General features: G+C 42.4%; 32 protein-coding genes and 5 tRNA genes. 21 read left to right on the top strand and 16 right to left on the bottom strand.

The window, feature by feature from the left end:
- Window positions 1-75 precede the first annotated feature (75 nt).
- From E5331_RS07610 to E5331_RS07590, 5 genes are all read left to right on the top strand, one after another.
- Window positions 76-270, top strand: a complete 195-nt coding sequence (locus tag E5331_RS07610) for a hypothetical protein (protein ID WP_032941567.1) — start codon at window positions 76-78, stop codon at window positions 268-270.
- An 11-nt stretch (window positions 271-281) separates the two neighbouring features.
- On the top strand, window positions 282-602 hold the full coding sequence (locus tag E5331_RS07605; protein WP_016278664.1) for a hypothetical protein: 321 nt from the start codon (window positions 282-284) through the stop codon (window positions 600-602).
- Window positions 599-766, top strand: a complete 168-nt coding sequence (locus E5331_RS07600) for a hypothetical protein (RefSeq protein WP_016278663.1) — start codon at window positions 599-601, stop codon at window positions 764-766. Before E5331_RS07605 ends, E5331_RS07600 begins: the two co-directional genes overlap by 4 nt.
- 2 nt (window positions 767-768) lie before the next feature.
- Window positions 769-1,131, top strand: coding sequence for a DUF2958 domain-containing protein (locus E5331_RS07595; protein ID WP_016278662.1), 363 nt, complete (start codon window positions 769-771; stop codon window positions 1,129-1,131).
- Between the two features lie 100 nt (window positions 1,132-1,231).
- Window positions 1,232-1,603, top strand: coding sequence for a hypothetical protein (locus E5331_RS07590; RefSeq protein ID WP_016278661.1), 372 nt, complete (start codon window positions 1,232-1,234; stop codon window positions 1,601-1,603).
- A 10-nt stretch (window positions 1,604-1,613) separates the two neighbouring features.
- On the opposite strand, the gene E5331_RS20655 is transcribed toward E5331_RS07590, so the two are convergent.
- The 6 genes from E5331_RS20655 to E5331_RS07565 form a co-directional block, all read right to left on the bottom strand.
- A complete protein-coding gene (locus tag E5331_RS20655; RefSeq protein WP_275441131.1) occupies window positions 1,614-1,748 on the bottom strand; it encodes a hypothetical protein in 135 nt (44 codons plus the stop codon).
- Between the two features lie 88 nt (window positions 1,749-1,836).
- Complete coding sequence (locus E5331_RS07585; RefSeq protein WP_016278660.1) at window positions 1,837-2,079, bottom strand: hypothetical protein; 243 nt, start codon at window positions 2,077-2,079, stop codon at window positions 1,837-1,839.
- On the bottom strand, window positions 2,076-2,663 hold the full coding sequence (locus E5331_RS07580; protein ID WP_016278659.1) for a P-loop NTPase family protein: 588 nt from the start codon (window positions 2,661-2,663) through the stop codon (window positions 2,076-2,078). Before E5331_RS07580 ends, E5331_RS07585 begins: the two co-directional genes overlap by 4 nt.
- A 19-nt stretch (window positions 2,664-2,682) precedes the next feature.
- Window positions 2,683-3,480, bottom strand: a complete 798-nt coding sequence (locus E5331_RS07575; protein WP_016278658.1) for a DUF7833 domain-containing protein — start codon at window positions 3,478-3,480, stop codon at window positions 2,683-2,685.
- A 52-nt stretch (window positions 3,481-3,532) separates the two neighbouring features.
- Complete coding sequence (locus tag E5331_RS07570) at window positions 3,533-3,808, bottom strand: hypothetical protein (RefSeq protein WP_016278657.1); 276 nt, start codon at window positions 3,806-3,808, stop codon at window positions 3,533-3,535.
- A complete protein-coding gene (locus E5331_RS07565; protein WP_135984773.1) occupies window positions 3,780-4,109 on the bottom strand; it encodes an excisionase family DNA-binding protein in 330 nt (109 codons plus the stop codon). The genes E5331_RS07570 and E5331_RS07565 overlap by 29 nt, the downstream gene beginning before the upstream one ends.
- Before the next feature lie 211 nt (window positions 4,110-4,320).
- Between E5331_RS07565 and E5331_RS07560 the strand changes: the two genes are divergently transcribed.
- Window positions 4,321-4,785 (top strand): TMF family protein, encoded by a 465-nt coding sequence (locus E5331_RS07560; RefSeq protein ID WP_016278655.1) that lies wholly within the window; start codon window positions 4,321-4,323, stop codon window positions 4,783-4,785.
- Between the two features lie 26 nt (window positions 4,786-4,811).
- Here the strand turns inward: E5331_RS07560 and E5331_RS07555 are convergent, their stop codons facing one another.
- The 6 genes from E5331_RS07555 to E5331_RS07530 all read right to left on the bottom strand — a co-directional run bounded on the left by E5331_RS07555 (window position 4,812) and on the right by E5331_RS07530 (window position 6,975).
- Window positions 4,812-5,936: a site-specific integrase gene (locus tag E5331_RS07555; RefSeq protein WP_016278654.1), complete on the bottom strand. Its 1,125-nt coding sequence runs from the start codon at window positions 5,934-5,936 to the stop codon at window positions 4,812-4,814.
- A gap of 479 nt (window positions 5,937-6,415) precedes the next feature.
- Window positions 6,416-6,488, bottom strand: a tRNA-Lys gene (locus E5331_RS07550).
- Window positions 6,489-6,532: 44 nt separating this feature from the next.
- A tRNA-Asn gene (locus E5331_RS07545) sits at window positions 6,533-6,606 on the bottom strand.
- Between the two features lie 49 nt (window positions 6,607-6,655).
- A tRNA-Asn gene (locus E5331_RS07540) sits at window positions 6,656-6,729 on the bottom strand.
- Window positions 6,730-6,778: 49 nt separating this feature from the next.
- Window positions 6,779-6,852 (bottom strand) — tRNA-Asn (locus tag E5331_RS07535).
- 49 nt (window positions 6,853-6,901) lie between these two features.
- A tRNA-Asn gene (locus tag E5331_RS07530) sits at window positions 6,902-6,975 on the bottom strand.
- Window positions 6,976-7,357: 382 nt separating this feature from the next.
- Here E5331_RS07530 and pepT point away from each other — a divergent pair.
- Both pepT and miaA read left to right on the top strand, forming a co-directional pair.
- A complete protein-coding gene (gene pepT / locus E5331_RS07525) occupies window positions 7,358-8,578 on the top strand; it encodes a peptidase T (protein ID WP_135984771.1) in 1,221 nt (406 codons plus the stop codon).
- 11 nt (window positions 8,579-8,589) lie between these two features.
- On the top strand, window positions 8,590-9,507 hold the full coding sequence (gene miaA / locus E5331_RS07520; protein ID WP_135984770.1) for a tRNA (adenosine(37)-N6)-dimethylallyltransferase MiaA: 918 nt from the start codon (window positions 8,590-8,592) through the stop codon (window positions 9,505-9,507).
- Here the strand turns inward: miaA and E5331_RS07515 are convergent.
- Window positions 9,495-10,190 carry a porin family protein gene (locus tag E5331_RS07515; protein ID WP_135984768.1) on the bottom strand — a complete coding sequence of 232 codons (696 nt, stop codon included), beginning with the start codon at window positions 10,188-10,190 and terminating at the stop codon, window positions 9,495-9,497. The genes miaA and E5331_RS07515 overlap by 13 nt on opposite strands.
- Window positions 10,191-10,502: 312 nt before the next feature.
- Here E5331_RS07515 and E5331_RS07510 point away from each other — a divergent pair, with 312 nt between their 5' ends.
- The 7 genes from E5331_RS07510 (at window position 10,503) to E5331_RS07480 (ending at window position 19,328) form a co-directional block, all read left to right on the top strand.
- The gene (locus E5331_RS07510; protein ID WP_123484788.1) at window positions 10,503-11,042 is read left to right on the top strand and encodes a GNAT family N-acetyltransferase; all 540 of its coding nucleotides are present in this window, start codon (window positions 10,503-10,505) and stop codon (window positions 11,040-11,042) included.
- 329 nt (window positions 11,043-11,371) lie between these two features.
- Window positions 11,372-12,430: a tryptophan--tRNA ligase gene (gene trpS / locus E5331_RS07505; protein ID WP_123484789.1), complete on the top strand. Its 1,059-nt coding sequence runs from the start codon at window positions 11,372-11,374 to the stop codon at window positions 12,428-12,430.
- 54 nt (window positions 12,431-12,484) lie between these two features.
- The gene (locus tag E5331_RS07500) at window positions 12,485-13,714 is read left to right on the top strand and encodes a nucleoside recognition domain-containing protein (protein WP_123484790.1); all 1,230 of its coding nucleotides are present in this window, start codon (window positions 12,485-12,487) and stop codon (window positions 13,712-13,714) included.
- A gap of 348 nt (window positions 13,715-14,062) precedes the next feature.
- Entirely contained in the window at window positions 14,063-14,617 is a 555-nt protein-coding gene (locus E5331_RS07495; protein WP_123482993.1) for a very short patch repair endonuclease, read from the top strand.
- 176 nt (window positions 14,618-14,793) lie between these two features.
- Window positions 14,794-16,269 carry a Sau3AI family type II restriction endonuclease gene (locus tag E5331_RS07490; RefSeq protein ID WP_123482995.1) on the top strand — a complete coding sequence of 492 codons (1,476 nt, stop codon included), beginning with the start codon at window positions 14,794-14,796 and terminating at the stop codon, window positions 16,267-16,269.
- A 1-nt stretch (window position 16,270) separates the two neighbouring features.
- Window positions 16,271-17,653, top strand: a complete 1,383-nt coding sequence (gene dcm, locus E5331_RS07485; protein ID WP_275441130.1) for a DNA (cytosine-5-)-methyltransferase — start codon at window positions 16,271-16,273, stop codon at window positions 17,651-17,653.
- 19 nt (window positions 17,654-17,672) lie between these two features.
- Complete coding sequence (locus tag E5331_RS07480; RefSeq protein ID WP_168355173.1) at window positions 17,673-19,328, top strand: DUF2971 domain-containing protein; 1,656 nt, start codon at window positions 17,673-17,675, stop codon at window positions 19,326-19,328.
- A gap of 180 nt (window positions 19,329-19,508) precedes the next feature.
- Here the strand turns inward: E5331_RS07480 and E5331_RS07475 are convergent, their stop codons facing one another.
- On the bottom strand, window positions 19,509-19,757 hold the full coding sequence (locus tag E5331_RS07475) for a hypothetical protein (RefSeq protein ID WP_123482999.1): 249 nt from the start codon (window positions 19,755-19,757) through the stop codon (window positions 19,509-19,511).
- A 196-nt stretch (window positions 19,758-19,953) separates the two neighbouring features.
- A complete protein-coding gene (locus E5331_RS07470; protein ID WP_123483001.1) occupies window positions 19,954-21,192 on the bottom strand; it encodes a hypothetical protein in 1,239 nt (412 codons plus the stop codon).
- A gap of 903 nt (window positions 21,193-22,095) precedes the next feature.
- On the opposite strand from E5331_RS07470, the gene E5331_RS07465 reads away from it, so the two are divergent.
- The 6 genes from E5331_RS07465 to E5331_RS07440 all read left to right on the top strand — a co-directional run bounded on the left by E5331_RS07465 (window position 22,096) and on the right by E5331_RS07440 (window position 26,107).
- The gene (locus E5331_RS07465; RefSeq protein WP_135984766.1) at window positions 22,096-23,427 is read left to right on the top strand and encodes an AAA family ATPase; all 1,332 of its coding nucleotides are present in this window, start codon (window positions 22,096-22,098) and stop codon (window positions 23,425-23,427) included.
- Window positions 23,424-24,044 carry a hypothetical protein gene (locus tag E5331_RS07460; RefSeq protein WP_135984764.1) on the top strand — a complete coding sequence of 207 codons (621 nt, stop codon included), beginning with the start codon at window positions 23,424-23,426 and terminating at the stop codon, window positions 24,042-24,044. Before E5331_RS07465 ends, E5331_RS07460 begins: the two co-directional genes overlap by 4 nt.
- 216 nt (window positions 24,045-24,260) lie before the next feature.
- Window positions 24,261-24,587: a cupin domain-containing protein gene (locus E5331_RS07455; protein ID WP_123483006.1), complete on the top strand. Its 327-nt coding sequence runs from the start codon at window positions 24,261-24,263 to the stop codon at window positions 24,585-24,587.
- Window positions 24,588-24,641: 54 nt separating this feature from the next.
- The gene (locus E5331_RS07450; RefSeq protein WP_135984762.1) at window positions 24,642-25,400 is read left to right on the top strand and encodes a DNA alkylation repair protein; all 759 of its coding nucleotides are present in this window, start codon (window positions 24,642-24,644) and stop codon (window positions 25,398-25,400) included.
- A gap of 18 nt (window positions 25,401-25,418) precedes the next feature.
- A complete protein-coding gene (locus tag E5331_RS07445; protein WP_123483010.1) occupies window positions 25,419-25,598 on the top strand; it encodes a hypothetical protein in 180 nt (59 codons plus the stop codon).
- The gene (locus E5331_RS07440) at window positions 25,595-26,107 is read left to right on the top strand and encodes a GNAT family N-acetyltransferase (RefSeq protein ID WP_123483011.1); all 513 of its coding nucleotides are present in this window, start codon (window positions 25,595-25,597) and stop codon (window positions 26,105-26,107) included. The genes E5331_RS07445 and E5331_RS07440 overlap by 4 nt, the downstream gene beginning before the upstream one ends.
- 180 nt (window positions 26,108-26,287) lie before the next feature.
- On the opposite strand, the gene E5331_RS20965 is transcribed toward E5331_RS07440, so the two are convergent.
- Window positions 26,288-26,569 carry a Fic family protein gene (locus E5331_RS20965; RefSeq protein ID WP_420813761.1) on the bottom strand — a complete coding sequence of 94 codons (282 nt, stop codon included), beginning with the start codon at window positions 26,567-26,569 and terminating at the stop codon, window positions 26,288-26,290.
- Window positions 26,570-26,736 lie beyond the last annotated feature (167 nt).

The raw sequence follows: 26,736 nt of genomic DNA, 5'->3' as shown, positions 1-26,736 counted from the left end.
GCCCTGCCGGAGAAGCTCAAAGAGCTTCAAACAAAAGGGAGAAAATTAACTCAAACGCTCAAACATCAAATGACTATGCGAGTAAAAAGAATGAAAGTAGCAGAGGGCAAACGGCTCAATATCGGGCAGTTCCCAAATTTCCACCGCTCCGGCTCCATTAGGGGCATGAAAAAACTCTACTATGGCGAGAACTGCCTTTTGGTACGCTGTGGCAACTACATCTACAACGTGACCTCCGAACCCTCAATCTACAATCAGGCAACAATCTAAATCATAAGAACATGGAAAATTATAACGGAATAGCAATATCCAACAACGACAAGGAATTTGTCGTGGCGTTTGACAACTTTGTCAACGGCAAAATGCAATCCGCAACCAACACAGGAAAGGCACTCGCCACAATACACCGCTATTTGCAGTCGCAGGCTTTCAAGGTGTGCGTGGCTTATATCCGTCAGCTCGCTGTCAACTACCGCACCGGCTATTATGACGAGCGGAACGAAACGACAGCCCGGAGAGCGGCGATGATGTACGACACACTGATGAACGGCGATGAAATCTATGACCCCGAATATAAGGAACTAAAGGATAAAAGCGTATGAACGACACCGATTTTCCCGAATACGGACGCCAGTGCGAGTTGCTGACACCGTGGCGAGGCTACCACCGTGGCACAATCGTAGGACTGAACGGCTACCGCTTCATCATCGAGGTAAGCAGTGGCGCGAGGATTGAACTTTACGAAGATGAAATTGAATTTGACTGACTATGAACAGACTGTTGACACCGAAATTTGAGGAAGCCATAAAGGACTATCCTCTGTACTCGCAGGACGGCAAGGAGAGAAATGCCGTGTGCGTGGCGATATTCACTATCGGAAATATCTGTTGGTTTGTGCTTGAAGGAGGCAAAGAGGGAGACGATACAATCCTTTACTGCATAGTGGTCGGACTCGGCGAAGATGAATACGGCTATGTGTCGCTCAAAGAACTTGCCGATGTCGAACTTGACTATCGCAAACAAGGCTTCGGCATTATCCGAGTGATACAAATGCCGTATTTCACCCCATGCCCCATAGGGCAAATAAGCGATGAGAGGCTTCAAGACTTCTTGAACCGCCTTTATGATTGACCGAACACGTCAGCCGTGGTGTTGTGCCACGGCTGACATTACCGAAAAATTCGGTCTGCCACCTCCATGCCGGACGTGGCAGACATAAACGTGTACTGACATGATTTTACAAACCATAATCCAAGTTGCCGCACAATGCGGCTGGAGTGTGACCGCCAATGTGAGAGACGGAAACATCACCTCTTTCGATTTCCGGCGGAATACCGAGAGCGGAGTGCCGTTCTGCTTCTCAGCCGACATGACCGGTAGCAAACCGACTTCGCTGGTGGACGACATACTGTCGTTCATCGACGCTTTCCAACCCGACATCTTCGCGCGGCAGTGGTGCCGGATTTCGGGTGCCGGAGAGAGCCGATATGCCCAAACACTCTCCGACATGGACGGCATACGCACCCGGGCATGGCTACTCGCCATCGACCTCTCCGAAGCCTTCGCCGCTCCGCGCCCCTCGCCGTGGTATCTCTGGAACTGACAGTGCCGTTTTATCGGTTCTTCCGTTTTCTTCCCCGCTTGACCTGCGGGTGGTCGAGCAGGAAAATTATGTCGCTTCCGAGTATCAGCCTGTGCCAGCCGTTTTCCGAGCGGCGGTATGGGAGTACCGGGGGCGATTGCCTCATGTATTCGTAAATCGTTGTATGGCTTATGCCGAGCAATTTTCTTGCCGCCATCACCGAATATAGCAAATCGGGGACTATCCTGTGAAAATCAGGGCGCATGGCTTTTCTCCCCACTTTCCATCACCGCCTGCCGGCGGTATGCGTTTATGAAAACTTCGGCGGCTTCCACTGCCATCTCTGCGGAGAGGCTGATATGCGCTGGCCACCTTGTAAGACGGTTCTCCGGAGTCACGACATCCGACAACCGAATGTCGTGATAATACAGCGCGACCGCAAGGTCATATTTCCGCTGTTCCCAATCTATGGGTGTAGGTTGTACGTTGTCTTTCATTTTTCCATGTTCTTTTGAGTGTTTATCCTGAATGTCTTTCCTCGCAAGGCGACGAAATTGAACATCTCCTTGAAGCGGTCATATATCCTCTCGCCATAGGCCTCCTGTATCTGGTCGATTGTGAAGTTGGTGGTGGCATGGGTGAACTGGTGGTAGCGGTTGTCGTAGCGTGACTGGAAGATGTACTGCATAACATTCTCGAAGTTGCCGTACCTTCCTGTCGGCAATGTCTCGCTGCCAAGTTCGTCAAACGCCTGTCTTGGACTGTCGATATACTGCCTGATGCCCCGGTAGCCTCCGTATATTGACTCATCGGCGTAAGCGGCGCATACATCAATCACGTTGTCTATCCGGAAATAATACCGGTTGCCCTCGATGTGCGGCCTCACAAGGGAGCAGAACTCCCTGATGATTTTCAGCATGGTGGATTTGCCCGTACCTATGTCGCCCCAAATAAGAAGCCCCTTGTCCGGATCAAGGTTGCCGTCATAGTCCATCACCGCCCAGTGAACGATGTCGTTGTATGCCGGTTTCATTTCTTCCCTCACTGTGAAGCCCGGGCAGACAGCAACGGCACACTGCATGAAAAGTGTCTTGTATTCGCTAATCCTCGATAAGTCCACAGTTCGGTTTGATCGGCGTTCTGCGGCCTCTCTGATTTCCCTGACGGCTTCCGCCGGGTTTATTTTCTTTGGGTATGCCATTGTTCCGTTCTCGTTCTAATCGGGCGCGGGCCCAGTTGAAAAAATGATCCTTGCACTCCTGCACGGTCTGATGATTCTTTTTCTTGATCCTGCACTCCTGAAAAAAGTCAGGAAGCATATTTTCAAGTATCTTCCTTTCGCAGTGCAAGGCTCCGGCTATTTCGTCGAGCGAAGCCGTATCCTTTGAAAAAATTTCAAAAACTTCTCCTTCACGCGCGGGGGAGAGAGAATTTTTATTTATATTATTATCTATATAATATATGTCCCCAAAGGTGTCCCCAACAGTGTCGGAAGAAGTGTCCCCATTTGTGGGGGATTGAGCTTCTGAAGAAGCCCCGATAGCCGTTGTATCCGATGGAGCCATGATTGAAAAGCCGGGTATCTGATCCATGACAAGCACCGTGTATAATGTCGCGTTGCCTATTTCAAGTCGCCGTATCCACTTCTGCGCCTCAAAAATCCTCATGTATCTTCCTACTGTATCTTTGTCCGCTCCGATTGAGGCGGCCAGTTTTCGTGTCGAGGCCACGAACTGACCGGGCAGGATGTCTATTGTCGTGCCTTTTATGGGATATGTGCCTTTGGCTCTATGCACGCGGAAAAGTATCTCCAGCCAGAGATGTACCATCCGGCTCTCGGAGTAGAGCCATTCCACGTCGCGGAGATAGTGCATTACGGGTATCCATGAACGGTTCATTTCGGCTGTTTATATTCTTGGGGTACATATATATTGGAGTTGTGCGTATGCCTCAGGCTTTTCCGCTTGGAGTGTCAACATCGCGGTCTGTCACATATAGTTCCTTCGGGAACACCACACATCCGGCAATCCTCTCTATCTCTTTCTTGCAGAAGGAGGGTATGCAGCAGCATCCGGCTTTCCAGTTATAGAATGTCTTGCGTTTGATGCCTTCTCCGCAGGCTCTTACTACCGCTGTCACGAAAAAACGGTGGTCAGTATGGGGTAGCGTGGCGAGATAGTCGTTAAGACACTTGGAGTCAATCTCTTTGATCTGTTGTGTAGTCATAATTTCGTCCTTTAAGATTAAATGAATCAGGTCTGCCGTTTTTTTCAAGTGTTGCGTATCCGGCACGCTCCCTCACATCGTAAAGAGAGAGGAAAAAACGCCGCCCGTTACGCTCCGCTTTCAGGGAGCCGTCATGTATCGCGTCGCGTACACGCTGGTCTGAACAGTGCATGATCTCCGCCGCCTCACGCACGGTTATCTTTCTGTCGGGAGGCACCGGTGCGGTGATGTTCCGCTTTATCTCTTCAAGGGTGTTCTCAATCCTTGTGAGCCTCATTGTTATGCGTCTGTCTTCACTCATAGTCGTATCCGTTTTATAAGCTGTTTGACATTTTTTCTTTTAGCAACCATTAGCTATGTTTAGAAAAATGATTATCTTTGCAATTAGAAATAATTAATCTAAATTAGGTAGTTGCATTAACACTAACAAACTAATTGTACTAAATGATTGTTTGAAGTGTTATTATTGGAAATACCTAATCAAATTTATTATAAAATATAAACATGAGTTTATGGACAACATAAGAAATAGGGTGAGACAGGCGATGGAATGGCTGAAAGACAACAGGCTGTTCAACTCCAACCGTGTCATTGCGGAAAAGATGGGCTACAATCCCAGTGTCGTGTCACAGGTGATAACCGGCAAATCCAAAGTGACGGAACGCTTTGTCAAAAGCCTGTGCAGCATATACCAGCCCCTGAGTTTCGATTGGATATGGAACGGGAATGGGAACATGATACAGGAGACAGTTCCACGACAGCCGGAAGCGGATCCGGAGCCGCCGCAGATGGACCGCTTCTCATATATCCTCGCTGACATGGCTGAGATCATAAAGAACATGACGGCCTTCATGGGGCCGATGAATAACCGGCTTGAACGTCTGGAAAAGAGGATTGATGAACAGGCGAAGGAGATAGAACGGCTACGCTCTGAACTGTCTGCAAAAGAGAAAGCCGCCACCTCCCGGAAGAAGTGACGGCTGCACCCATGTTAAGGTAGAGATTATTTAAGTTTACCGAAGCCCTGTATGACGCTCGTCTGAAGCACATGGGCGTATTTCTCGGTCATTGCCACGTTGGAGTGGGCGAGCATCTTGCTCACAGTCTCGATACCCACGCCTTTTGTCAACGCCCACGTTGCAAACGTGTGGCGGCCTACGTGCATTGTCAGGTTGATGTGCAGACTGGCAAGGTTGGCGATTATCTTCAACTGGTCGTTGCATTTCTGGTTGCTCATCAGATTGAGGTTGTAGTTGTACTTTTTCAATATGGCTATCGCCTTAGGCAACAGCACAATCGTATAGGGCATACCGGTTTTCATACGCTTGTCTCGTATGCAGTAGTCCTCGCCCTGCCTGAACACGTCCGACTTCTTGATCTTCACAAGGTCGGAGTACGCCAGCCCTGTGTAGCATGAGAAGATAAACATATCGCGCACTTTCTCGGTCATGCCGTAGAGTTCAAGGGCTTCCACGCGATCACGTTCCTCTTCGGTAAGGAATTTTATGCCCTCCGATTTTCCACGCGAAATCCTCATGCCGTCGTATGGGTTGGACTCCAGCTTCTCAAACTGTATCGCCTCCACGATATAGGGTTTGAGGCGTTTGTGATAGCCGTGAACCGATGCCTGGGCTGTCACACGCTTGCGTATGAAATCGTCCCATAATCTGATGTTCTTTGGGGTGAGGTCGCTGAAGAAGCGTATCAGCCCGAAGTCGCGCAGGCATTTGAGCATCACCTTGTGCTGCTTGCGTGTTGACTCCGTGACCGGGCGCATGTCGATACGTTCCTCCAGCCAGTCGAGAAAACTTGCCGACGAACCCTGCAACTTCGTTTTCTTGACCTTTTTGAGAAGCGACAGGTCGTATTCGCCCTTTGTCGAGGCTATGGACGACATCTTCTCATGCAGACCGTCATAGACACGGCGTATCTGCTCGTTCAGATGGTCGGCCTGAGGGTGGTTGACCACCTCCTTGCCGTTCCACTGCTGCTTGAGTACAGCCACGCCGGTGGAGAGACGGACGCGCTCACGGTTGTACGACACCTCAATCTCCACGGTGCCGGGGTTGACGGCCGATGCCTTCTTGCGGCGGTCGAAAACAATCTTGATCTGTGGTATTCCTGCCATAAGTAAAAGATTTTAAGAATGATACATTCAAATTTCTCGTGATGTGGTACACGAAAAAGCGTGTACCACAAATTCCGGGAAATGTACCACACGTGTACCACATACCATTTCAACGCATCCAACAACGAGGCTGTTGCACGCCCCGAATCTTTTGGAAACATTTAGCACAAAATAGCAAATATCAGAGAGTTGGCACTCTAAACAGGCTCCGGTCGCTATGGCAAGACCGGGGCAGGAGACAACGGCTGATATTTGTTGGAAAAGCTGGTACATTTGTGGTACTTTTTTGTGGTACATTCACGAAATCTGTACCAAAGATAATGTGCTAATTCCGAACTAACAAATGCTAACTTTGGCTATCGGCAGGAAATACGGTTTGTGCTAAATCTTTCTAAATCAAGATTTTATAAAATTGCTAACACTTGCACATCAGTCACTTACGGACACGAAAAAAGGGCCACTGAAAAGTGACCCTTTAGTGATCCGCCTGGGGCTCGAACCCAGGACCCCAACATTAAAAGTGTTGTGCTCTACCAGCTGAGCTAGCGAATCAACATTGCTTCCGACGGCGACGTGCGCTCTGTCATGAAGTCTTGCGCTTCAGGATGGGCTTGAACCAACGACCCCCTGATTAACAGTCAGGTGCTCTAACCAACTGAGCTACTGAAGCAGGTTTTTATTTGAGGTTCGAGATTGCTGATTCTCTTATCAGCTTGTTGCGCTTCAGGATGGGCTTGAACCAACGACCCCCTGATTAACAGTCAGGTGCTCTAACCAACTGAGCTACTGAAGCAGGTTTTTATTTGAGGTTCGAGATTGCTGATTCTCTTATCAGCTTGTTGCGCTTCAGGATGGGCTTGAACCAACGACCCCCTGATTAACAGTCAGGTGCTCTAACCAACTGAGCTACTGAAGCAGGTTTTTATTTGAGGTTCGAGATTGCTGATTCTCTTATCAGCTTGTTGCGCTTCAGGATGGGCTTGAACCAACGACCCCCTGATTAACAGTCAGGTGCTCTAACCAACTGAGCTACTGAAGCAGGTCTTTTTGCTTTGAAAGCGTCCGTTTCACTTGTTTTAGTGTCGGTGTCTCTCTCAATTGCGGTGCAAAGTTAGGAACTTTTTTTGAACCGTGCAAATTTTATGTGCTTTTTTTTGAGTTTTTTTGCCGGTTATTTTGTGAATAGTGAGTTAAATTTCAATAAATCAACACTATAAATAGTTAAATTTTTTTAGCGTATATCAGCGTCTTTTTTATGGAGAATATGATGAAACCGGGGATGAAAAATTAATTTTCGTAACTAATTATTTTTTTATAATTTTGCAAATGAAGTTATATAAACTTCAAAACGTAGATTCGTGCAGGATGGATATGAGGGACTCGAATCTGACAATATTAATAAAAAAACAGATACTTTTACCATGACAGTAACAGACCGATTTCTCAGTTACGTGGCTTTTGACACACAAAGCGACGAACTAACCAATATGACACCCTCCACGCCCGGACAGATGATCTTTGCGGAATATCTGAAGGAGCAGCTTGAAGGGATGGGACTCGAGGATATCTCGCTTGATGCGAATGGATATCTGATGGCAACTTTGCCTGCCAACTGTGATACGGATGCCCCGGTGATAGGTTTTATAGCTCACCTCGACACGTCTCCCGACATGAGCGGCAAGCACGTCAAGCCGCGTATCGTGGAAGGTTATGACGGGCTTGACATTACTCTCAATGAAAAGGAGGGGATCGTGCTATCTCCGATGGAATTCCCGGAGCTGTTGAATTATGTGGGTCAGGATCTGATCGTGACTGACGGAACCACGCTGCTTGGTGCCGATGATAAGGCGGGTATTGCTGAGATTGTGACTGCTGTGGCTTATCTTCAGGCGCATCCTGAGATAAAACATGGTAAGATACGCATCGCGTTTAATCCGGATGAGGAGATAGGGCAGGGCGCACATAAATTTGATGTGGCGCGTTTTGGAGCGGATTTCGCGTATACGATGGATGGTGGTGCCGTGGGTGAGTTGGAATTTGAGAATTTCAATGCCGCCAGTGCCAAGGTCATTATCCGCGGACGCAATGTGCATCCCGGCAGTGCGAAGCATAAGATGATCAATTCCATGCGTGTCGCCACCCAGTTTATCGTAATGCTTCCACGTTGGGAGACTCCGGAGCACACCGAGGGGTATGAGGGATTCTATCATCTCGTGGGAATCGAGGGCTCCGTTGAGCAGACTGTGCTTACATATATAATACGCGATCATGACCGCGCACGTTTCGAAAGCCGCAAGAAGGAGATCGAGCATCTCGTGAGGAAGACTAATACGGAATATCCCGGCTGCGCGTCGGTAGAGATCAGAGACCAGTATTATAATATGCGTGAGAAGATTGAACCGGTCATGCACGTGGTCGAACTGGCGGAGAAGGCGATGCTGGAGGCGGGCGTGCAGCCGAAGGTGCAGCCCATACGTGGTGGCACAGATGGCGCGCAGTTATCATTCAAGGGTCTCCCATGCCCGAATATCTTTGCCGGAGGAGAAAACTTCCACGGACGTTATGAATACGTGGCCATCCAGTCGATGGAGAAAGCCACGGATGTGATAGTAAATATTTGCCGACTGGCTGTAGAGAAGTGAGCCGGGCATTGATGATCGTCATAACAGGGCCGACAGCCTCCGGGAAGTCGGCCCTTGCCGTTGAGGTGGCACGTCGCTTGGATGCCGACGTTATTTCTGCCGATAGCCGTCAGATTTACCGCGACATACCGATAGTGACGGCTGCCCCTACTGTGGAGGAGATGGGGGGAGTGAGGCATCATCTGGTGGGTATGCTTCCGCTTGATGCCTACTATAGCGCGAGTGAGTTTGAGCGGGATGCGCTTACCGTAGCGGAGTCGCTTTTCAGTGAGGGGCGTCCGGCAGTGGTGTGTGGCGGCTCGATGATGTATGTCGATGCCTTGTGCCACGGCATAGACGATCTCCCGACCGTGCCGGCAGAACTGCGGGCCTCGCTGATGGAGGAATGGCGGGAGAGGGGCGATGACTGGCTACGTCTGCGTCTTCTTGCGCTTGATCCGGTGCATTACGCAAAGGTGGATCTCTGCAATATGAAGCGGGTGTTTCATGCAGTGGAGATTTCCGTAACGGCAGGAGCACCATATTCCTCGCTGATTACGGGGGAGAGGAAAAAGCGTCCGTTTGATATAATAAAGGTATGTCTTGAAGGGGATAGGGAGCGGCTTTTCAGTCGCATCAACGCAAGGGTGGATAATATGATGGAATCCGGTTTGGAGGAGGAGGCGCGTAGAGTGTATCCTCTCCGTCATCTCAATTCTCTGAACACGGTGGGATTGAAGGAGATGTTCGCATGGTTCGACGGCACGTTCACGAAGGATGAGGCAGTGGCGCGTATGCAGAAAAACACTCGCGTCTATGCCAAGAAGCAGCTTACGTGGTATAAGCGCGATCCGGGCATGACGCGATTGGATTTCAGCGACGGCACTTCAGCGAATGCCGCCGGGATAATTGGTATGGTGGAAGATTGGAAGCTGCGTCAGAAATCGTAGCCCAAGGTGAAGGTCCACGCCTTGTTCTTACCACCTTCGTAGGGTGCTTTCCATACGTTGGTGGCGCCTGCCATGTAATGTATGGAGAATGAGTACTTGTTGTTGAGCATTATGCCGGTGCCCATCTTTACACCGAAATCGGTGAAATTGCTTTTTGCCGATTCCTTGTTGATGGAACCTCTTGAGTCTTGGCTTATCACCTCAATCTTGTCGGCATCCGTGGCATGAAGCTTGAACTGGGCATACGGACCTGCCTCCACGAGCCATTTCAGATTGTCGGCGATGCTGAATCTGAACGATGCCATGACGGGAATGACGAAATTATAGATTCTGTAGTCGCCGATCTGAATGAAATTGTCTTTCTCGTCGCGATTGTTGATATATTCCTCCACCAGGGAATAGTTGCCGCTTCTTGACTGGAAGAAGAACCCCGGCTGTAGAGAGAAAAACTCTCGCATGTTGATGTTGACCACCACCCCGGCATCGAAACCGGTGCCCCAGCTGTTGACGTTCCATTTGTCAAAGTAATTGTTGTTGAATGTGCGGTTGGAGGCGTTCATTCCTATTCTCACGCCGAAGTTGAAGAGATTTTCCGCCGGCTCGGTATTGATGAAATCAGATGCCGACATGGATAGCGCGAATGAAGTCATTGCGACAGACGTCAGTATACGGGATATGTGCATAGATACTATATTCAATTATGAATGTAAGACTTGCGGGTGAGAGGTGGAGCAGGTGATACCTGTTGTTCCCTCCCCGGTCTGCAAAATTAAGTAAAAATACCCGTATAAAATCGCAATTGAGTGATAAAATAATTGTCAAAGGAAAAATCAGCGATAAAAATAGATAAATTGTCAAGTTTTAATTTGCTGATGTATACGTTATTGGAAATAAAATAGATAAAAAACAGAGAAATTGATTATCTATTTGGCTAATTTGATTGTTATAAAATAAAGTCTGCTGTTTGGTGGGCTTGCAAAAGTAAATATTGGAATATGGAATTTGTGGAACTTAAAGAGGAGGACTATCCGTCGTTCCTGCAGCTATATAATGAATCATTCCCTCCCGAAGAGAGGCGTGATTATGAGGATGAGCGTCATCTTTCCGAATTCATAAAGATGAAACACGGAAAGTTTCACGCCTTTGCCGTCAAAGATGGCGACTTGTTCCTTGGGTTCCTATCTTATTGGGAATTTGAGGGCTATACATACGTGGAGCACTTTGCTGTGATTCCCGAAAGGAGGGGCAACAATATAGGGCGTAAGATGCTTGGTCATCTTTTCAAGACGGTAAGTGAGGACGTGCTTCTTGAGGTGGAACCGCCTGTAACTCCTGATGCCGAGCGACGCATAAAATTCTATGAGAACAATGGCTTCCGTGTGCGTCAGGAGTTTGACTATATGCAGCCCCCTTATAGTGGCGATAAGCAGCCTGTGAAGATGCTGCTGATGACTCATGGGAATGTCTCTCTCCATAATAAGGATTCCATACGTGATATGCTGAAGGAGGTATATAATGTAGGGCATGGAATCTGACGTAGGTCGGACTGACGTGGCAATTTTCTTGGCAATTATCGTGACAATATAAAGAAATTTCCGGCTTACATAACTCGAGACCCGGGTCGCAGGCTTAATGCCTCGGTCCGGGTCGTCCTTTTTTTTGTCGGGATATATCGTAAAAATATATGCCGTGCTTGCTCATCTGTTGATGCTTCTATTGGAAAAAATACAATACGTAATGGAGAGTAATCCGATAAATTTGTTTAATTTTGCAGATTATTGCTGTACTGACCATTATATAATGGCTCCGTGGTATGGCTTTTAATTAATACAACGTTAATATTCGACATACATCATTAATCGATATGGAAAAAGATAAGAAAGTGGTGCTCAGTGGAATCCGTTCTACCGGAAATCTTCATCTGGGCAACTATTATGGAGCTTTGAGTAAATTCGTGAGAATGCAGGACGACTATGACTGCCGCTTCTTCATTGCCGACCTCCATGCCTTGACCACGAACCCTGACCCCAAGATGCTTCATGAGAGCGTAAAGGATATATTGGCGGAATATATTGCCGCCGGACTTGATCCGGAGAAGAATATCCTTTACGTGCAGAGCGACGTGCCGGAGATCTCAGAGATGTATCTTCTTCTCAACATGCACGTGGGTATCGGCGAACTGATGCGTACCGCCTCTTTCAAGGATAAGGCTCGTAAGGCTCTCGGCATCACTTCCGACAGCGATGAGATCGAGAAGGAGATAATCGGTAATCAGACCAACCAGCGTGTGAATGCCGGATTGCTGACGTATCCCACCCTTATGGCTGTCGATATCCTCATTCATCATGCCGATTACGTGCCGGTAGGTAAGGATCAGGAGCAGCATCTTGAGTTGACCCGTCGTTTCGCACGTCGTTTCAACTCCTTCTATAAGGTGGACTATTTCGGCGAACCCGTCAATTTCAATTTCGGCGGCGAGGCTCTGAAGGTGCCCGGTCTTGACGGATCCGGAAAGATGGGTAAGAGCGAGGGTAACTGTATCTATCTTATAGATGATGAGAAGACTCTTCGCAAGAAGGTGATGCGTGCCGTCACTGATGAGGGTCCGAAGGAGCCGAACTCTGTAGTGAGCAAGCCGGTGGAGAACCTCTTCCTGCTTCTTGATCTTGTATCCGGCAAGGAGGTGGCTGACCATTACCGTCAGGCATACGCCGACTGTTCCATCCGCTACGGCGACATGAAGAAGCAGCTTGCTGAGGATATGCTGAAGGTGACGCTGCCTATCAGGGAGCGTATCCTCGACATCCGCAACAACGACGAGTATCTCTCGAAGGTGGTGAGAAACGGTGCAGAGCGTGCGAGGGCGTATGCTGCCGACACTCTGCGCGACGTGCGTGAGATAATGGGCATCCGCAAAATATGATGTGGCGCGGGTCTGACTCCCGGGTCTGACCCACCTCAGTAAATTCTATCAACAGTGGTATTAAACTGGATCTGGATATCGTTCTTTGCCATAGCATTTCTTGTGGCTATGGCAAAGACAATCTTTTACGGCGACCTGGCAGTGTGGAGCGACATCATGAACAGTTCCTTCTCCCAGGCCGCTTTTGCATTTGAAATCTCTCTCGGGCTGACCGGAGTGCTGACCTTGTGGCTCGGTATAATGAAGATCGGGGAGCGTGCCGGAGTGATTGAGTTTTTCGGCAGGCTGATAAGTCCGTTCTTCTCCCGGCTCTTTCCCGGTATCCCAAAGGGGCATCCGGCTATGGGTGCCATCTTCATGAATATCTCCGCCAACATGCTCGGTCTTGACAATGCCGCCACTCCAATGGGGCTGCGTGCCATGCAGGAGATGCAATCGCTCAACAAGCGGAAGGATACTGCCACGGATGCGATGATCATGTTTCTTGTGCTCAATTCGTCGGGCTTGTGCCTGATCCCGATAAGCATAATGATGTATCGTGCGCAAGGTGGGGCGTCCAATCCTACTGATATCTTCATTCCGATCCTCATCGCCACGTCGGTTGCCACAATAGTGGGTCTTACCGCACTATGCATAAAGCAGCGCATACGTATGGATCGCGTGATATGCGGCTGGCTTGCCGGAATAGGGGGCGTGGTGGCTCTGACGGTCTATTTCTTCTCATCGTTACCTGCCGACAGGATGGAGGCATACTCCACGTTTGCCGCCAACGTTATACTTTTCAGCGTCATAATAGCATTCATAATAGCCGGAGTGCGGAAGCATATCAACGTGTATGACACGTTTATCGAGGGGGCGAAGGAGGGGTTTAAGACAGCCGTCATGATAATTCCTTATCTTGTGGCTATTCTTGTTGCAATCGGGATGTTCCGTGCGTCCGGTGCGTTGGATATGTTCACGTCGTGGATCGAATCGTTTGTCACGATGCTTGGCTTCGATGCCCGTTGGGTAGGGGCGTTGCCGACTATGCTCATGAAGCCGCTGAGCGGTAGCGGGTCGTGCGCGATGATGCTCGACGTGATGAAGGAGAATGGGGCGGATGCCTTCGTGAGCCGTGTTGCGGCTGCTGTCAGGGGATCTACCGACACCACTTTCTATATCCTTGCCGTATATTTCGGAAGTGTAGGGGTCATGAAAACGCGTTATGCTGCCGGCTATGCATTGCTTGCTGATCTGACGGGTGCCGTGGCGGCGGTGATTGTGGCTTATTTCTTCTTCGGATGATGGCGGTATGCAGCCCTTGAACTTGGAAAACAACGGAATAGAAGGAAAAGTTGCATCAATTTAAAAAAAATTATTAAAAAAAATTATAAAAATTCTTGCATGTAAGAAATAAAACAATTAACTTAGCGGTGTGAAAATAAAAATACACAGCAAAGATTATACGAACGGGATTCTCCCGTCAAAAGATATCAACAACCTTACATCATGAATTATTTCGGTGCCGGCATCTGCGAAAGAATCCGGCACCGCTTGATTTTTATACCCCGTCTTAAGAATTATCATACCATTTTCAAGGATATTTGTTATTTTTGTAAAGAGGTTCAGACAACTTCAAAAGCTTGATTTGATATGGCAGATAGAATGACACCGGAACAGAGACACCGATGTATGTCGGCGATCCGTGGCAAGGATACCAAACCGGAGATGATGGTGAGGCGTTACCTCTTTGCCAAGGGTCTGCGTTACCGTGTCAACAACCGTAAGTTGCCCGGTACTCCCGACATAGTGCTAAAGAAATATAAGACAGTGGTTTTCATCGATGGTTGTTTCTGGCATGGACATGAGGGATGTCGCTACTACAAGTTGCCTAAGACAAACGAATATTTCTGGCGTCATAAGATAGCGATGAACATGGCAAGGGATTTTGCCAACAACGTAGACCTTGAACTTGCCGGTTGGCGGGTGCTACGAGTATGGGAATGTGACATCAAGACAAAAGCAAAACGCGAAGCCACCCTTGAAACCCTCTACCGCAACATAATCTCCCCACAAACGTCAGCCGTCCCCACCGCTACTCCTCCACAAGCCACCACCACCCATCCGCATACATCCTATCCCGACTCTCCCTCCGACCTCCCCATAGCGGCAGAACCCGATCCCGACTATACACAGGAGGAATCATAAGGTGAAACGCTATATAATTCAACAATGAATGTTTTTTAGAACTTATAAACAGAGAAATAAAATTCTTTGAATAAATCATTGTGAGAATATTAAAAGAATCCGAGAATTTATTAGTAATTTTGTGTATTAATGTGCGTAAATGTGCATTATTGTGCACTAAAAATAGGTTATCGTTTATGAGAGATTATGATTCTTCATCACCTTTGTCAATTCTTGCATATAGTAGGGATTTGTTGGGCAATTCATTAGCTCAGATTCTCCCTATTATAGATAATTCAATAGATATTGATGAATTAAATAAAGCGGGAAAAGGAGGATTGGCTCAGATGGTAGAAAAATATTATTTTGGATATGAGCCAAATAGTGATCCCCGTCCTGATTTTATAGAGGCTGGTGTTGAATTAAAAGTATCGGCACTTAAGAAAAATCATAAAAATGAACTTGCAATAAAAGAGCGTCTTGTTTGCGATATGATAGATTATTGCGCATTGGTTGAAGAGGATTTTGAAAATTCAAGGTTCTTTAAAAAATCAATGTTAATGCTGATAATGTTTTATTTGCATGTAAGTGGTTGCCCTAAAAAAGATTTACAATTTATATATAGTATCCTTTGGTTGATAAAAGATAAGGATTTTTTAATAATAAAAGAAGATTTTAGGATTATTCAAGATAAGGTTCGTAGGGGTTTGGCACATGAACTTTCTGAAGGTGATACTATGTATTTGGGTGCATGTAGAAAAGGACAAAAAGGAGATTCACTTAGACGCCAACCCAATAGTGAAATTCGTGCAAAAGCCAGAGCATTCTCATTGAAGGCTTCGTATATGAGGACAGTACTTGATTATGTAAAAAAATCAGGGAAGAATGTATCTTCAAATATTACTGAAGAAGAGATGCCGGGTATAGAGCTTGTTACTAAACAGGAGTTGATGAATAATTCATTTGAAGATATTCTGAGAAAGCGATTTGAACCATTTATAGGAAAGGATTATAAACAGATATCTTCTGAATTGGGAGTAAATATAAAATCAGAAGATAAAAGTAAATATGCTAATATTGTTAAGCAAATACTTTTGAAAGGTCTTAAAAATGAAAATGATGCTGATGAAATAAAAAAATCAGGTATTAAGATAAAGACTATCCGACTTCAGAAGAATGGATCTGTAAAGGAACACATGTCATTTGAACGAATTAATTATCAAGAAATATTTGAAACCGATAATTGGATTGATTCAAGATGGTATGAGATAATAACAACTCGTTATATGTTTATTGTATTCCGAGAGGTTGATGACGAAGAGTCAGACAATGAATCAAAATATATACTTGATAAAATGTTTTTCTGGACAATGCCTCCTTCAGACTACGGCATTGCGGAAGAATATTGGAATAATATACGGAAGAATGTTTTAGCTGATACCCTTTTAAATTCAAAAGATGGAAAGCATGCTAATACATTTTGGACTTTAAAAGACCATAAATTTTTCCATGTGCGTCCAAAAGCAAGGAATTCTGCAGATGTGACTTATAGTCCTGTTTCCAATATGGCAGTGCCAAAGAAGGCCTATTGGTTTGATAATCGTTATCTTCGTAAGGAATTGATGAATGCGTATGGCGATGATTGGAATAAACTCTTTAAAACGCAAGATTAAAATGAATACAAAAGAATATCAGACATATAGTAGTCAAAATAATCAAAACATTTGTGAACCGATTGCAGATTATTGCCGTGTTTCAAGAGAAAGCATGGGCAGTTTGTTTGAAGACATTGTTTCAGATGTAACTGAAAGTGATATACGTGTAGTTGAGTTGTTTGCTGGTGTTGGTGGCTTTAGAATTGGCTTGGAAAGAGCATCAGCTTGTTTCAAGACAGTTTGGAGTAATCAATGGGAACCTTCAACAAAAAGACAAGACGCATCAATTATTTATTCTGAAAGGTTTGGCTTGGAAGGTCATAGTAATCAGGATATTAATACAGTGCCAACATCATCCATACCTGAGTGTGATATGCTTGTTGGGGGTTTCCCTTGCCAAGACTATTCTGTTGCAACCACATTGAATCGGTCTGGTGGTATTGAGGGGAAAAAAGGTGTTTTATGGTGGCAGATATATCGTATAATTGAAGAATCTGAACATAGACCTACTTATCTGTTTTTTGAAAATGTTGATAGATTGTTGAAATCTCCTGCATCTCAGAGAGGACGAGATTTTGCAATTATTCTTGCTTCGTTGAATGATCTTGGTTATGATGTGGAGTGGAGAGTCATAAATGCTGCGGAATATGGTATGCCGCAAAGGCGTAGGCGTACATATATTGTTGGGTATAAGCGAGGAAATTATGCGATTAGAAAGTCTGGCAAAGAAGAGGATTGGATTTGTCAGAATGGAATATTTGCGAGAGCATTTTCATCCGAAGCTGTAACTGCAATGAAATCTTTTGAGATAAAAGGAACCCTTGACGAAGTATCTGCCAATTTTAATAAAAATGGGGAGAAATGTGAATTTGAAAACGCAGGCTTTATGTCAAACAGAAAAGTCAACACTATAAAGGTTTCACCTTTATATAATGGACCGTTTTTAACTTTGGGGGAAATATTGCTGTCTGAAGATGAAGTTCCCGAAGAGTTCTTTATCCCAGAAGAAGAGGTTGAAAAATGGGAATACCTAAAAGGTAGCAAAAGTTTTATGCGAACTAATGCGGCAGGTTTTCAATATAAATATTCTGAAGGAGGTATGGCTTTCCCTGATGCTTTAGATAAGGCTTCACGGACAATAATTACAGGCGAAGGTGGTAAGGCTCCGTCAAGATTTAAACATGTGGTAAAGACTCCATCAGGAAAATATCGAAGATTGACACCGATTGAATTGGAACGTTTAAATATGTTCCCAGACAATCATACAGAAGGAAGTAGTGATATGCGTAGAGCATTCTTGATGGGTAATGCATTAGTAACAGGAGTAGTTGAGAAGATTGGATTGTCTATTCTCTCTAATGCAGGAAAGTTTGATGACAATAATAATCTTATTGTAGATTAATATTTAAAATAATATGGTGATGAAAAAAGAATCAAAATTTTTATTAAACATGCCAGATGTTTTGTATGGGCTGCAAGTTAATGAAGATTTTACAGATGTTGAAATAAAAGAGATAAAATTACTTCCTTATCCTAAGTTAGAAGATTTAACACGATTTATTGATGAATCATCAAATTTGCCTACTGGTGCAGATTTGAGAAAATTAGGTATGAGTGAATTGGTGGATGAGTTTAAAATTAATCCTTTTGATAAGTTATTATTTGGAAATAATGCCCTTTGTATTGAAGGTACTAGAGTGAATGATAAAGATTCTATTGTTGTAAATAAATTTGATTATTATTTTCCACTAGCACCGAATACATTGTATTGTAGAATTCTTCAGCAGCGTATTTTACTTACTCATGAGACTTTGCTAAATAGGAATTTTGTTAAAACTTCAATAATTAATGGCAATTTGGGCTCTATTGCAGAATCATTACAAGTAGAAATAAGATGTTTTCAGGAATATGCTAAAAAAATAGAGAATAAATTGAAGGAGAATGGTCTTGATTATGCTATCAATGATGATGATAGTAAAAAGGATTTATTTATAGTACGCAAGGAATTTTATGTAAATGAGAAACCATTCATTAGATTAACATTAAAATTAGGTAATTCAACTATCTTTTCAGATGATATTTGTGAAGCTGATAAATTTAAATTGGAAATTGATTGTTTAGATGAATATTTTCAAAATAAGACAAATCGTCTAAATGACAATAATAACCTAGATAATGTGCTATTATCTGGAGATCAAGAAAAGAAAGTTGAGATAGCTAAACAAATTAATAAGGTTTTTAAAGCAAATATATCAGAAGAAGATATTCTATTTGATATGTGTGATGAATGTTATTTTCTAAAAAAGGAAATAGAGCGTAGTCTTTTGAAGGAAATATTGCCAGAAAGAGTAGAACCTGATTTTGTATTGTATAAATACACGTCATTTGAAACATTACAAAAAATCCTTGACAATAAAAGTGTCTTAATGAATTCAATCGTTTCAATGAATGATAAGACAGAAACAGATTTTATGAAACCTTATTTACATAATGTTAAAGGTTCTAATGATATTCCGGAATTAGATGTTTGTATATCTGCAAGTAGGAAATTCATAATATCTTTTACAGCCAAAGAAGATAATTTGGATATGTGGCGATTTTATGGAGATAATGCTAGAGGAGTGAGCATCGGTTTTAAATTTACGCCTAATAAGGGTAAGGTTTATAAAATTAAATATGTTGATGAGAATGATAAAACATTGGTAAATATAAAAAAAGTGTTGAAGCGTTTAAAAAAAGACCTTAATTTTAAATTTGAACAACTGATTAGATATAAGCATTTTATTAAACATAAGGATTATGAAACTGAAGAAGAATATAGATACTTGGAAAATTCAAGAAAACCTATAGGATGGTTTATTAATGATTCTAATGGAATATTAACTCCATTTATTTCAAAAAATATTTTTACAGAGCAAAATGAAAATGAAAAATTCCCATTTTCTCTGTCAAAAATTATAGTAGGTCCAGCTATGCCTGAGCGTGCTGTAAATATATGTCAAATTTATTACAGACTCTCATTTTGTGCTACTAATGATGTAGAATTGCAAATTAGTAAGATAGAAAGCTATAGATGAAAATCATAGAATAATAGTGATTCATGCGTATCGCCTGTTTCACTTGTTTCGCTTGTATCGGTTGTTTCGCCCCCGATACAAGTGAAACACCGAAACAAGCGAAACAGATGAATCACTCTGAAACGGTTACATTATACAACAAAAATCAAGATTATACTAATAAGGTTATGACTTATACTTTCAATCTTGAATATTCAGCTCTTCAATGCCAATGGTATAGCCGTATCCATCTTCATTACGCCACTCTTGACAGTTCTCAACGTCAACCAGCACCTCTCCATCCCAGCCTTCGAAATACTTTTGAGCATTTTCAATCTCCTCCGACATGGCTTGCTTAGCCTTAGAATAGTCAGTAAACGCACGGTGCCCATCAATAGGACTCTCATCTGATATTTCAATCAGCACAGTCACAAGAAAAATCTTCTTCATATCATTTTATTTTAAAAGTCATCTAATTTAAGGTTTAAAGTTTATGGTTTATAATCTTAAATTTTGTATAATGAAAAGATTCGTGGATTTCCGTGAATCTTAAATCTTAAATTATAAACTATAAACGGTACAAATTGTACGACCACTGAAGTGCAGCTTGCGAAACTTCAGTTATTTGATATATCAAGATTAGAGATCAAAGAGTATAATGTTCACTACAGATATTATAAAAAGGACAATTCTTCAGTTTTTTCTCCTTAGGAAGATCTTTTACAAATTTAGACTCAAGAATTGCTATCTCTCCCTCAGGATCGGCACAAGGACGGATTTTTGCAATCACATGTGTCTTTACATTCAACCTTCCTTCTTTATAACATATTTGACAAGTTCGATTCATTATACTATGCCATCTGAACACATGTCCGAAATCATTACATTGGAATATTGCTAAATTATCTACACAAAACTGTTGTCCGATGACTTCATGTGTAAAATAATCTATTAGGCAAGGACTCTCTAAAGTTTCTTTAGGAAAAAGTGCTCTCCATTTTTCCCAAACTTTACGCCATGCTTTAGTGTTCAGATTATCAAAATATTCATATTGATTGCAGAAAATATCAAAAAAATCTGATTCTAATGGTATTGCAGTAGTTAAAATGCCAGTACGCAAGGCAATCTTTATTGTGTTGACATTGCTTGCAACATCTATTTTTTCAAAGCCAAAGATATCTTTCCAAACTCCAAGCATAACCATATCCCGGATAAACATGTCTGCTGTTTTCTTTCCATATCCGATATTGCACTCAATCAACGCATCTCTTAATTTAGAAACATCATTATCAAAACACTTTATCAATTCTATGGGTGAACATCCATGTTCCATTACAAAGGAAGCAATCCCTTTTGCATACTGGTTGCGTTTATCTGTCAGAGAACGTTGACTTATTCCAAGGGTCATGACAAACTGTTCAGGGTCATCGGCAATAATCCTTTCATCAAAAGAGGATGGATCATCTATGAATTTATCCGAAATCTCCTTAAAGTCCAAAGAATCTCTAAAATCTTGATTTGCGGTAAACAGCTTGATTCTACAAATGTCTTCATTTGAAAGACCATTTCTATTCCAATCTTTTTTAAACGCATTTCCGCCAGTCAACGAATAAATATCATGAAGTGCCACTGCCACTTTTTCGCAAACAGAATCATTGATTTCACATCCAATAATTTGTTCATAATTATTATGCCAAAATTTTAGAAAGTCAGAAAAGTTGGCATATTCCTTTTCCAATACTTCAATTGAAACAATACCACCATATCTGGTATTTTGAAACTTATTGATAAGTTGCACAATTTTTCGTGCGGCATAAATATCAAAGGTAGTGCTAGCTTCCATAATGCCTTTGATGGCATTGACAAGATTATTGAACTCGTTCATGTATTTTTAAAATTTGTTATAAAGCTATTGATATTTGTAATATTATAAATTCTTGGAATATAAAGATATGCTCTGTCATTTCCATAAATTTAATAATATTACGAATGTTGTTTAATATGAAATTAATTAATTAGCAGTGCTGATTAAAAGATACTATTGGGATGTCTCTTTTGTTAACCCTGAGAGGCACCCCATTCAGGGTGCATTCCATGTGAGCTATTTCGTACCCCGCATGTCCGCTTCGCTCCCATACGGGGTTAACAAAAAAGTCACCGCTTTGCGGTGGAGATTGTATGTTATTAACTCTATTAGACACTTATTTAAGTTAAAATGTAAATTTATATCATCTGATATATTTTCTTAAATAGAAAGCACAGAGGAGTAATTAATTTTCAAGTGCGAAATTACTATTGTCAACTGCCATAATTTGGCAGCTGATTCTTAAAATTATCTAATTTGATTTAATACTTTGATATATCGGAAGAAGCGATAAATGAAATTTAGAGTGTACGACGGCTCTCTTCATTCCTTCTTACGGTGATGAAGACTTCTAACTTCTAACATTTATTGCAAAGTTAGATATAGAGAGACTTCTCACCTTGTTATTTTGAAACTAATCTGCCTCCAACCCCAAAAACGTTTCGCCTGTTTCGCTTGTATCGCTTGTATCGGTTGTTTCGCTCCCGATACAAGTGAAACAGATGAAACAGATGAAACAAGTGAAACAGGTGAAACTAGTGAAACAACAGAATCAGATGAATCAGTTACATTACCAAATGCTGTATCTTGATAATTGTCAATAGTGGCGTAAGAAAGATGGAAATGATAAAGGGAATTTTTATTTTTCTGTTTTCAACAAAAAATATTAAATTTGTAAATTATAACAATTTATTATGGTAGAGTATGCGGCTCAAATTGCGTAATGTCCTTAAAATAAAGAATGCCGATATTGAAATTGGAGGTCTTACTGTGCTTACTGGAGAGAACGACTCCGGCAAAAGTACGGTAGGTAAGATTCTTTTCTCTATTCTTAAGGCGGCTAATAATGCACGCCAGATAGATAAGATGAAAACAATTTCCTTATTAAAATCAGAATTGGGGACTCTAAAAAAGATGTTTCATCAAACTGATCCCGTGCATATACTGGACGATATTCCGACTTTGAGCTTTAATCTAATTGAAGGAATAACATTCGCGGAGGATTTGCGAAAGATTTTAGAAACCGAGGCTGAAAAAATCGGTTTCTCCTCCCGGATGATTGCTATGATGCGTACACGCCTTCTCCGTATTGAGCAATCAGTGCTGAAACTTGACAATCCCGAAGTTGCGGTAGGTGAAGAATTTCAAGCTATCGCCAGAAGTGAATTTATGGAACCTTTAAATTCATACGGTTCGGAAAATTCGGAAATATTATTCCATGATGATACCACAGATGCGGATGGTAGTGATATTGAAATAAGGATTAATCAAGGTAAGGTGGATGAAGTGCGTCTTTCGGGTACGTCATCCTTAGAGGATATTACTTATATTGAATCTCCTTTATATCTTCATATCCTTAATACTCTACGATTATCAAGTCAGATACCTACAGCCTCTTTAAGAGGTATGCCATCTTATCTGAAAAAAGATAACATACCATATCATTTGGCAGATATGGCAGATAAAATCATAAGTGGTTCAGAAGAAATCCCAAGTCTGTTTGGTCAAGGGATTTTTGGGGTAAGTTGCAGTAAGCAACTGGAGGAAATTAAATCTGTAATAGGGGGTGAATTTATACTTAATAATAAAACCAAGCAACTTTCTTTTACACAAAAAGGACACGTTGTCCCTCCCATCAGTGTGGCTTCGGGTATTAAATCATTTGGAGTGTTGCAGCGTCTGATAGAAACAGACAGCATATCTACATTTAAAATGCTGATTTGGGATGAGCCGGAAATTCACTTGCATCCAGAATGGCAAATTGTCTTTTGCAGGATTATTATCGAGCTTGTTGCAAATGGTATTCCAATTGTAGTAAGTTCACATAGTCCGTATTTTGTACAGGCTTTGAGATATTTTGCTTCTGCTAAGGGGATAGAGAAGGATGTGAAATATTATTTGGCTGAGGAATCGGATGATGAAATGCTTTCAAATGTCAGAGAGGTTACTAACGATTTAAATCGTGTATTCTCACTTCTTGCCGCCCCTTTGCGAGATATTATGAATGTTGATGCAGTAAGAAATAGTATGAAATGACTCCATCAGAAATCTATTCCAAAGTACTCAAGTACGCAGGTTATGTGTCCATAATAATCTGCGACCTGCATAGCGCATGTTCTCCACATAAGAAAAAACAGTACTTGTGCACTCTTGCCGGATCAAAAACTCCGGTGATCGATTTTGATGAGGTGAAGACAAATGCTGATCGGACAAGAGGACTTGAATCACGGAAGTCTGTAGATGCTTTAGCTGTCACGCCTTCAGGAAACTTTCTATGTTTTATCGAACTGAAAAGTTGGGAACTCTTGATTTCTAATAAAGCTTCAGAATATAGAATACGAAAGCAGGCTACTAAGTATTCTTCAGATTTACCTCTGAAATTATCCGACAGCATGTGTATTTGTAAGGAAATAACTCATGATGGAGATGTTTTTGATGATTGTAAAATTATATACATATTACTGACTGATATCTCTGTAGAAGATGATGGAATTATGGCTTTTAATTCGGATTTAACAGCATTAGCAGGTATTTCTTCAGATTTAAGAGAACTCTGTAATACATTATCAAGAGGGGTAATGGATTGTATTGACATTGTCGAGACAAGATATTGGGAGTGTAGGAATTTAGACAGAAATTTATCAATGCTATAACTGATTTTCCTTACTTTATGAGTTGGAGGTAGGGATTTGAATTTATATTAAACTCTGCGTTGGGATGAACCCAAATGGAGGATTGGTGTTAATAACTATGGGAGTGAGGGAAAGCCTCATGCTCATTATAGAAACCTGTCTCGCAAGTTTGATTTACGTGTCTTGTAAACTAATAATATATAAGTCTAAACTTTGCGGGTAATTAATTTATACGCTATGGAAACAAAATTTGAAATCAAAAATCCGTTTCATTTCGCCGATGCCCTTAACTACATAAAAGGTGAAGTCGAGTTTAGGACGGTAATGTCTTCTCACAACGGTTCTGTAAATCTTGTTGCACTCAGTTCAGATTCGCATCTGTCGGAACATCCGGCTCCCGATGACGTAATGGTCTACCTGATTGAGGGTGAAGTAGACTTCCATGTAGATGACCACATCCAGCGGATGTCACCCGGAGATGCCATGCTCCTTCCTAAAGGTGTGCTTCATTCAGTAAAGCCCCTTCGTGACTCAAAACTGATGCTTGTCAAGATCCGTCCGTAATATATATAATATTTCGACGGATAGCCTCGTTAACATTTCAGATAATGTATTGAAATGAGTGAGGCGATATATATAGAGGAGGCGTTGATTGAGATGGCTGATGAAAGGCAGGCTCAGCAACTGTTGCGTTTTTTTAAGACTTCTCCCGGTGAATATGGTGAGGGCGACAAGTTTATTGGTCTGAAGAACCCTCAGGTTCGCTTGGTGGTGAAGGAGACGTGGAAGTCAACACCTCTTTCCGAAGCTACGAGATTGGTCCGCAGTCCCTTGCATGAGGTAAGGCTCTGCGGCCTTCTCATTATGGTGGAGCAATATCTGCGTGCTATGAAAAAGGGTGATGAAGCGTTGATGTCGGAAATCTTTGAGACGTATCTATCTCTCCATCCTCATATCAATAATTGGGATCTGGTGGATTTGTCGGCAATAAAGATTGTTGGTAATCATGAGGTGCGTCATCCTGAATTACGGCTTATGGATGAATGGATTAAGCCGGAGGGTCATACTCTTTGGCAGCAACGCATAGCTATGGTCAGCAGTTGGATGCTTATCCGTAATAAACGTCCTGATGTATGTTTCCGTCGGGCTGCGATGTTGCTTACAAGTCCCCATGACTTATTACATAAGGCGGCGGGGTGGATGCTCAGAGAGACATGGAAAAAAGGATATGTCATGCAACTCCGCGATTTCCTTGAGAGTAATGTAGAAGCGATGCCCTCGATAATGCTCAGCTATGCATGCGAAAAGATGTCGATAACCGAGCGACACGAATGGCAGGCTAAGAGAAAAAAGAATATATTGAATATAAATGTTTAATTTAAATAAAATCCAGCCATGGCAAGACCAATAGCAGAAACACCGACATTATATGGCAAAGACGCTGAGCGATTTGCTGAAAATATGAAAAAGGTTGAGACCCTTTCTAAGGAAGAGCGTCAAGCCAATCGTGCTGCTCTTGAAAAAAGAATAAAGTCCGCAGAAGAGAAATGGGGTAAGTTTGTTTTCGTGCCATGATACGTATTGAAAAACTAACAGATAATCACAATCTGACATCATTTGATTGTGGTGATGTGGACTTGAATGAATTTCTGACAGATGATGCGATTCCTTTTCAAGAGAAACGTATTGCAACCACTTATATCGTAATTATTAATGATAGAGTAGCTGCTTATTTTAGTTTGCTGAACGATAAGGTTTCTCGTACAGATGTCAGCAAATCAGCTTGGCGCAAATTAAAAAAGCTATTTGCACATAGCAAACATAGAAGTAATTATCCAGCTATTAAAATTGGTAGATTTGCAGTTTGTAAAGATTTTGCATCACAAGGTTTAGGTTCTGTAATAATGGATGCTATTAAGCAATCTGTGAATGAAAAATCACAATATTCAGCATTTCGTTTTCTTACGGTAGATGCTTATATTTCAGCTATTCCATTTTATTTGAAAAATGGTTTTATAGAAATGTTATCTGAGCAAGAAAACGATACGACAAGAACGATGTATTTTGATATGTTAAATCTCTAGGACTCCAGTTCATAAAAGTTTATCAAGTTTTCCGAGCGACACGAATGGCAGGTCAAAAGAAAAAAGAATATATTGAATATATCAGGTGGACATTGTTGACCGCCTGATTGTATGTTGTGAAGAATATTCTTATTTCAAATTTGAGTTATTAGTATCTTCTTGAGTAGTCCATAAGTCATGTTATATTTTAGATTTCTTTTGACGATATTTCTGACGTGGGTGATTGGGTTTCTTGGTCGGTTCGATAAGTCCTAATTGTATAGCCGGATTCAGGTATGACTCCAAGAAGTGAGTTTTATGCTTTAATCCCAACTCCTGCATTATTTCACTGCGAGACATTATTCGATCTCCCATAACCTCTAACAAAGCTTTAACTGTATCGGTAACTGTATCGGTAACTGTATCGGTGGTAGGGTAGTGATGTGGTGGTATTTGGGCAGTTTGTAGGGATTGGTTGCGCATAATTGTTACGCCTTCCTATTGTTTAATTAGTCAGTTTGGTCTTGTTGAAATAATTGCCGCTGTGGTCGTCTGATTGGTTGTTTTGGAAGTTCTAAACAATTTTAAAATGAAAAATAATTGAACTGAAGTTCTCAAAACAACTAAACAGATGACCGCAGCGGCAGGAA

Source organism: Lepagella muris, assembly GCF_004793975.1.
GTDB classification, from domain to species: Bacteria; Bacteroidota; Bacteroidia; order Bacteroidales; family Muribaculaceae; genus Lepagella; species Lepagella muris.
The sequence above is the reverse complement of the archived record's forward strand: the minus strand, read 5'-3'. Positions and strand labels throughout refer to the sequence as shown.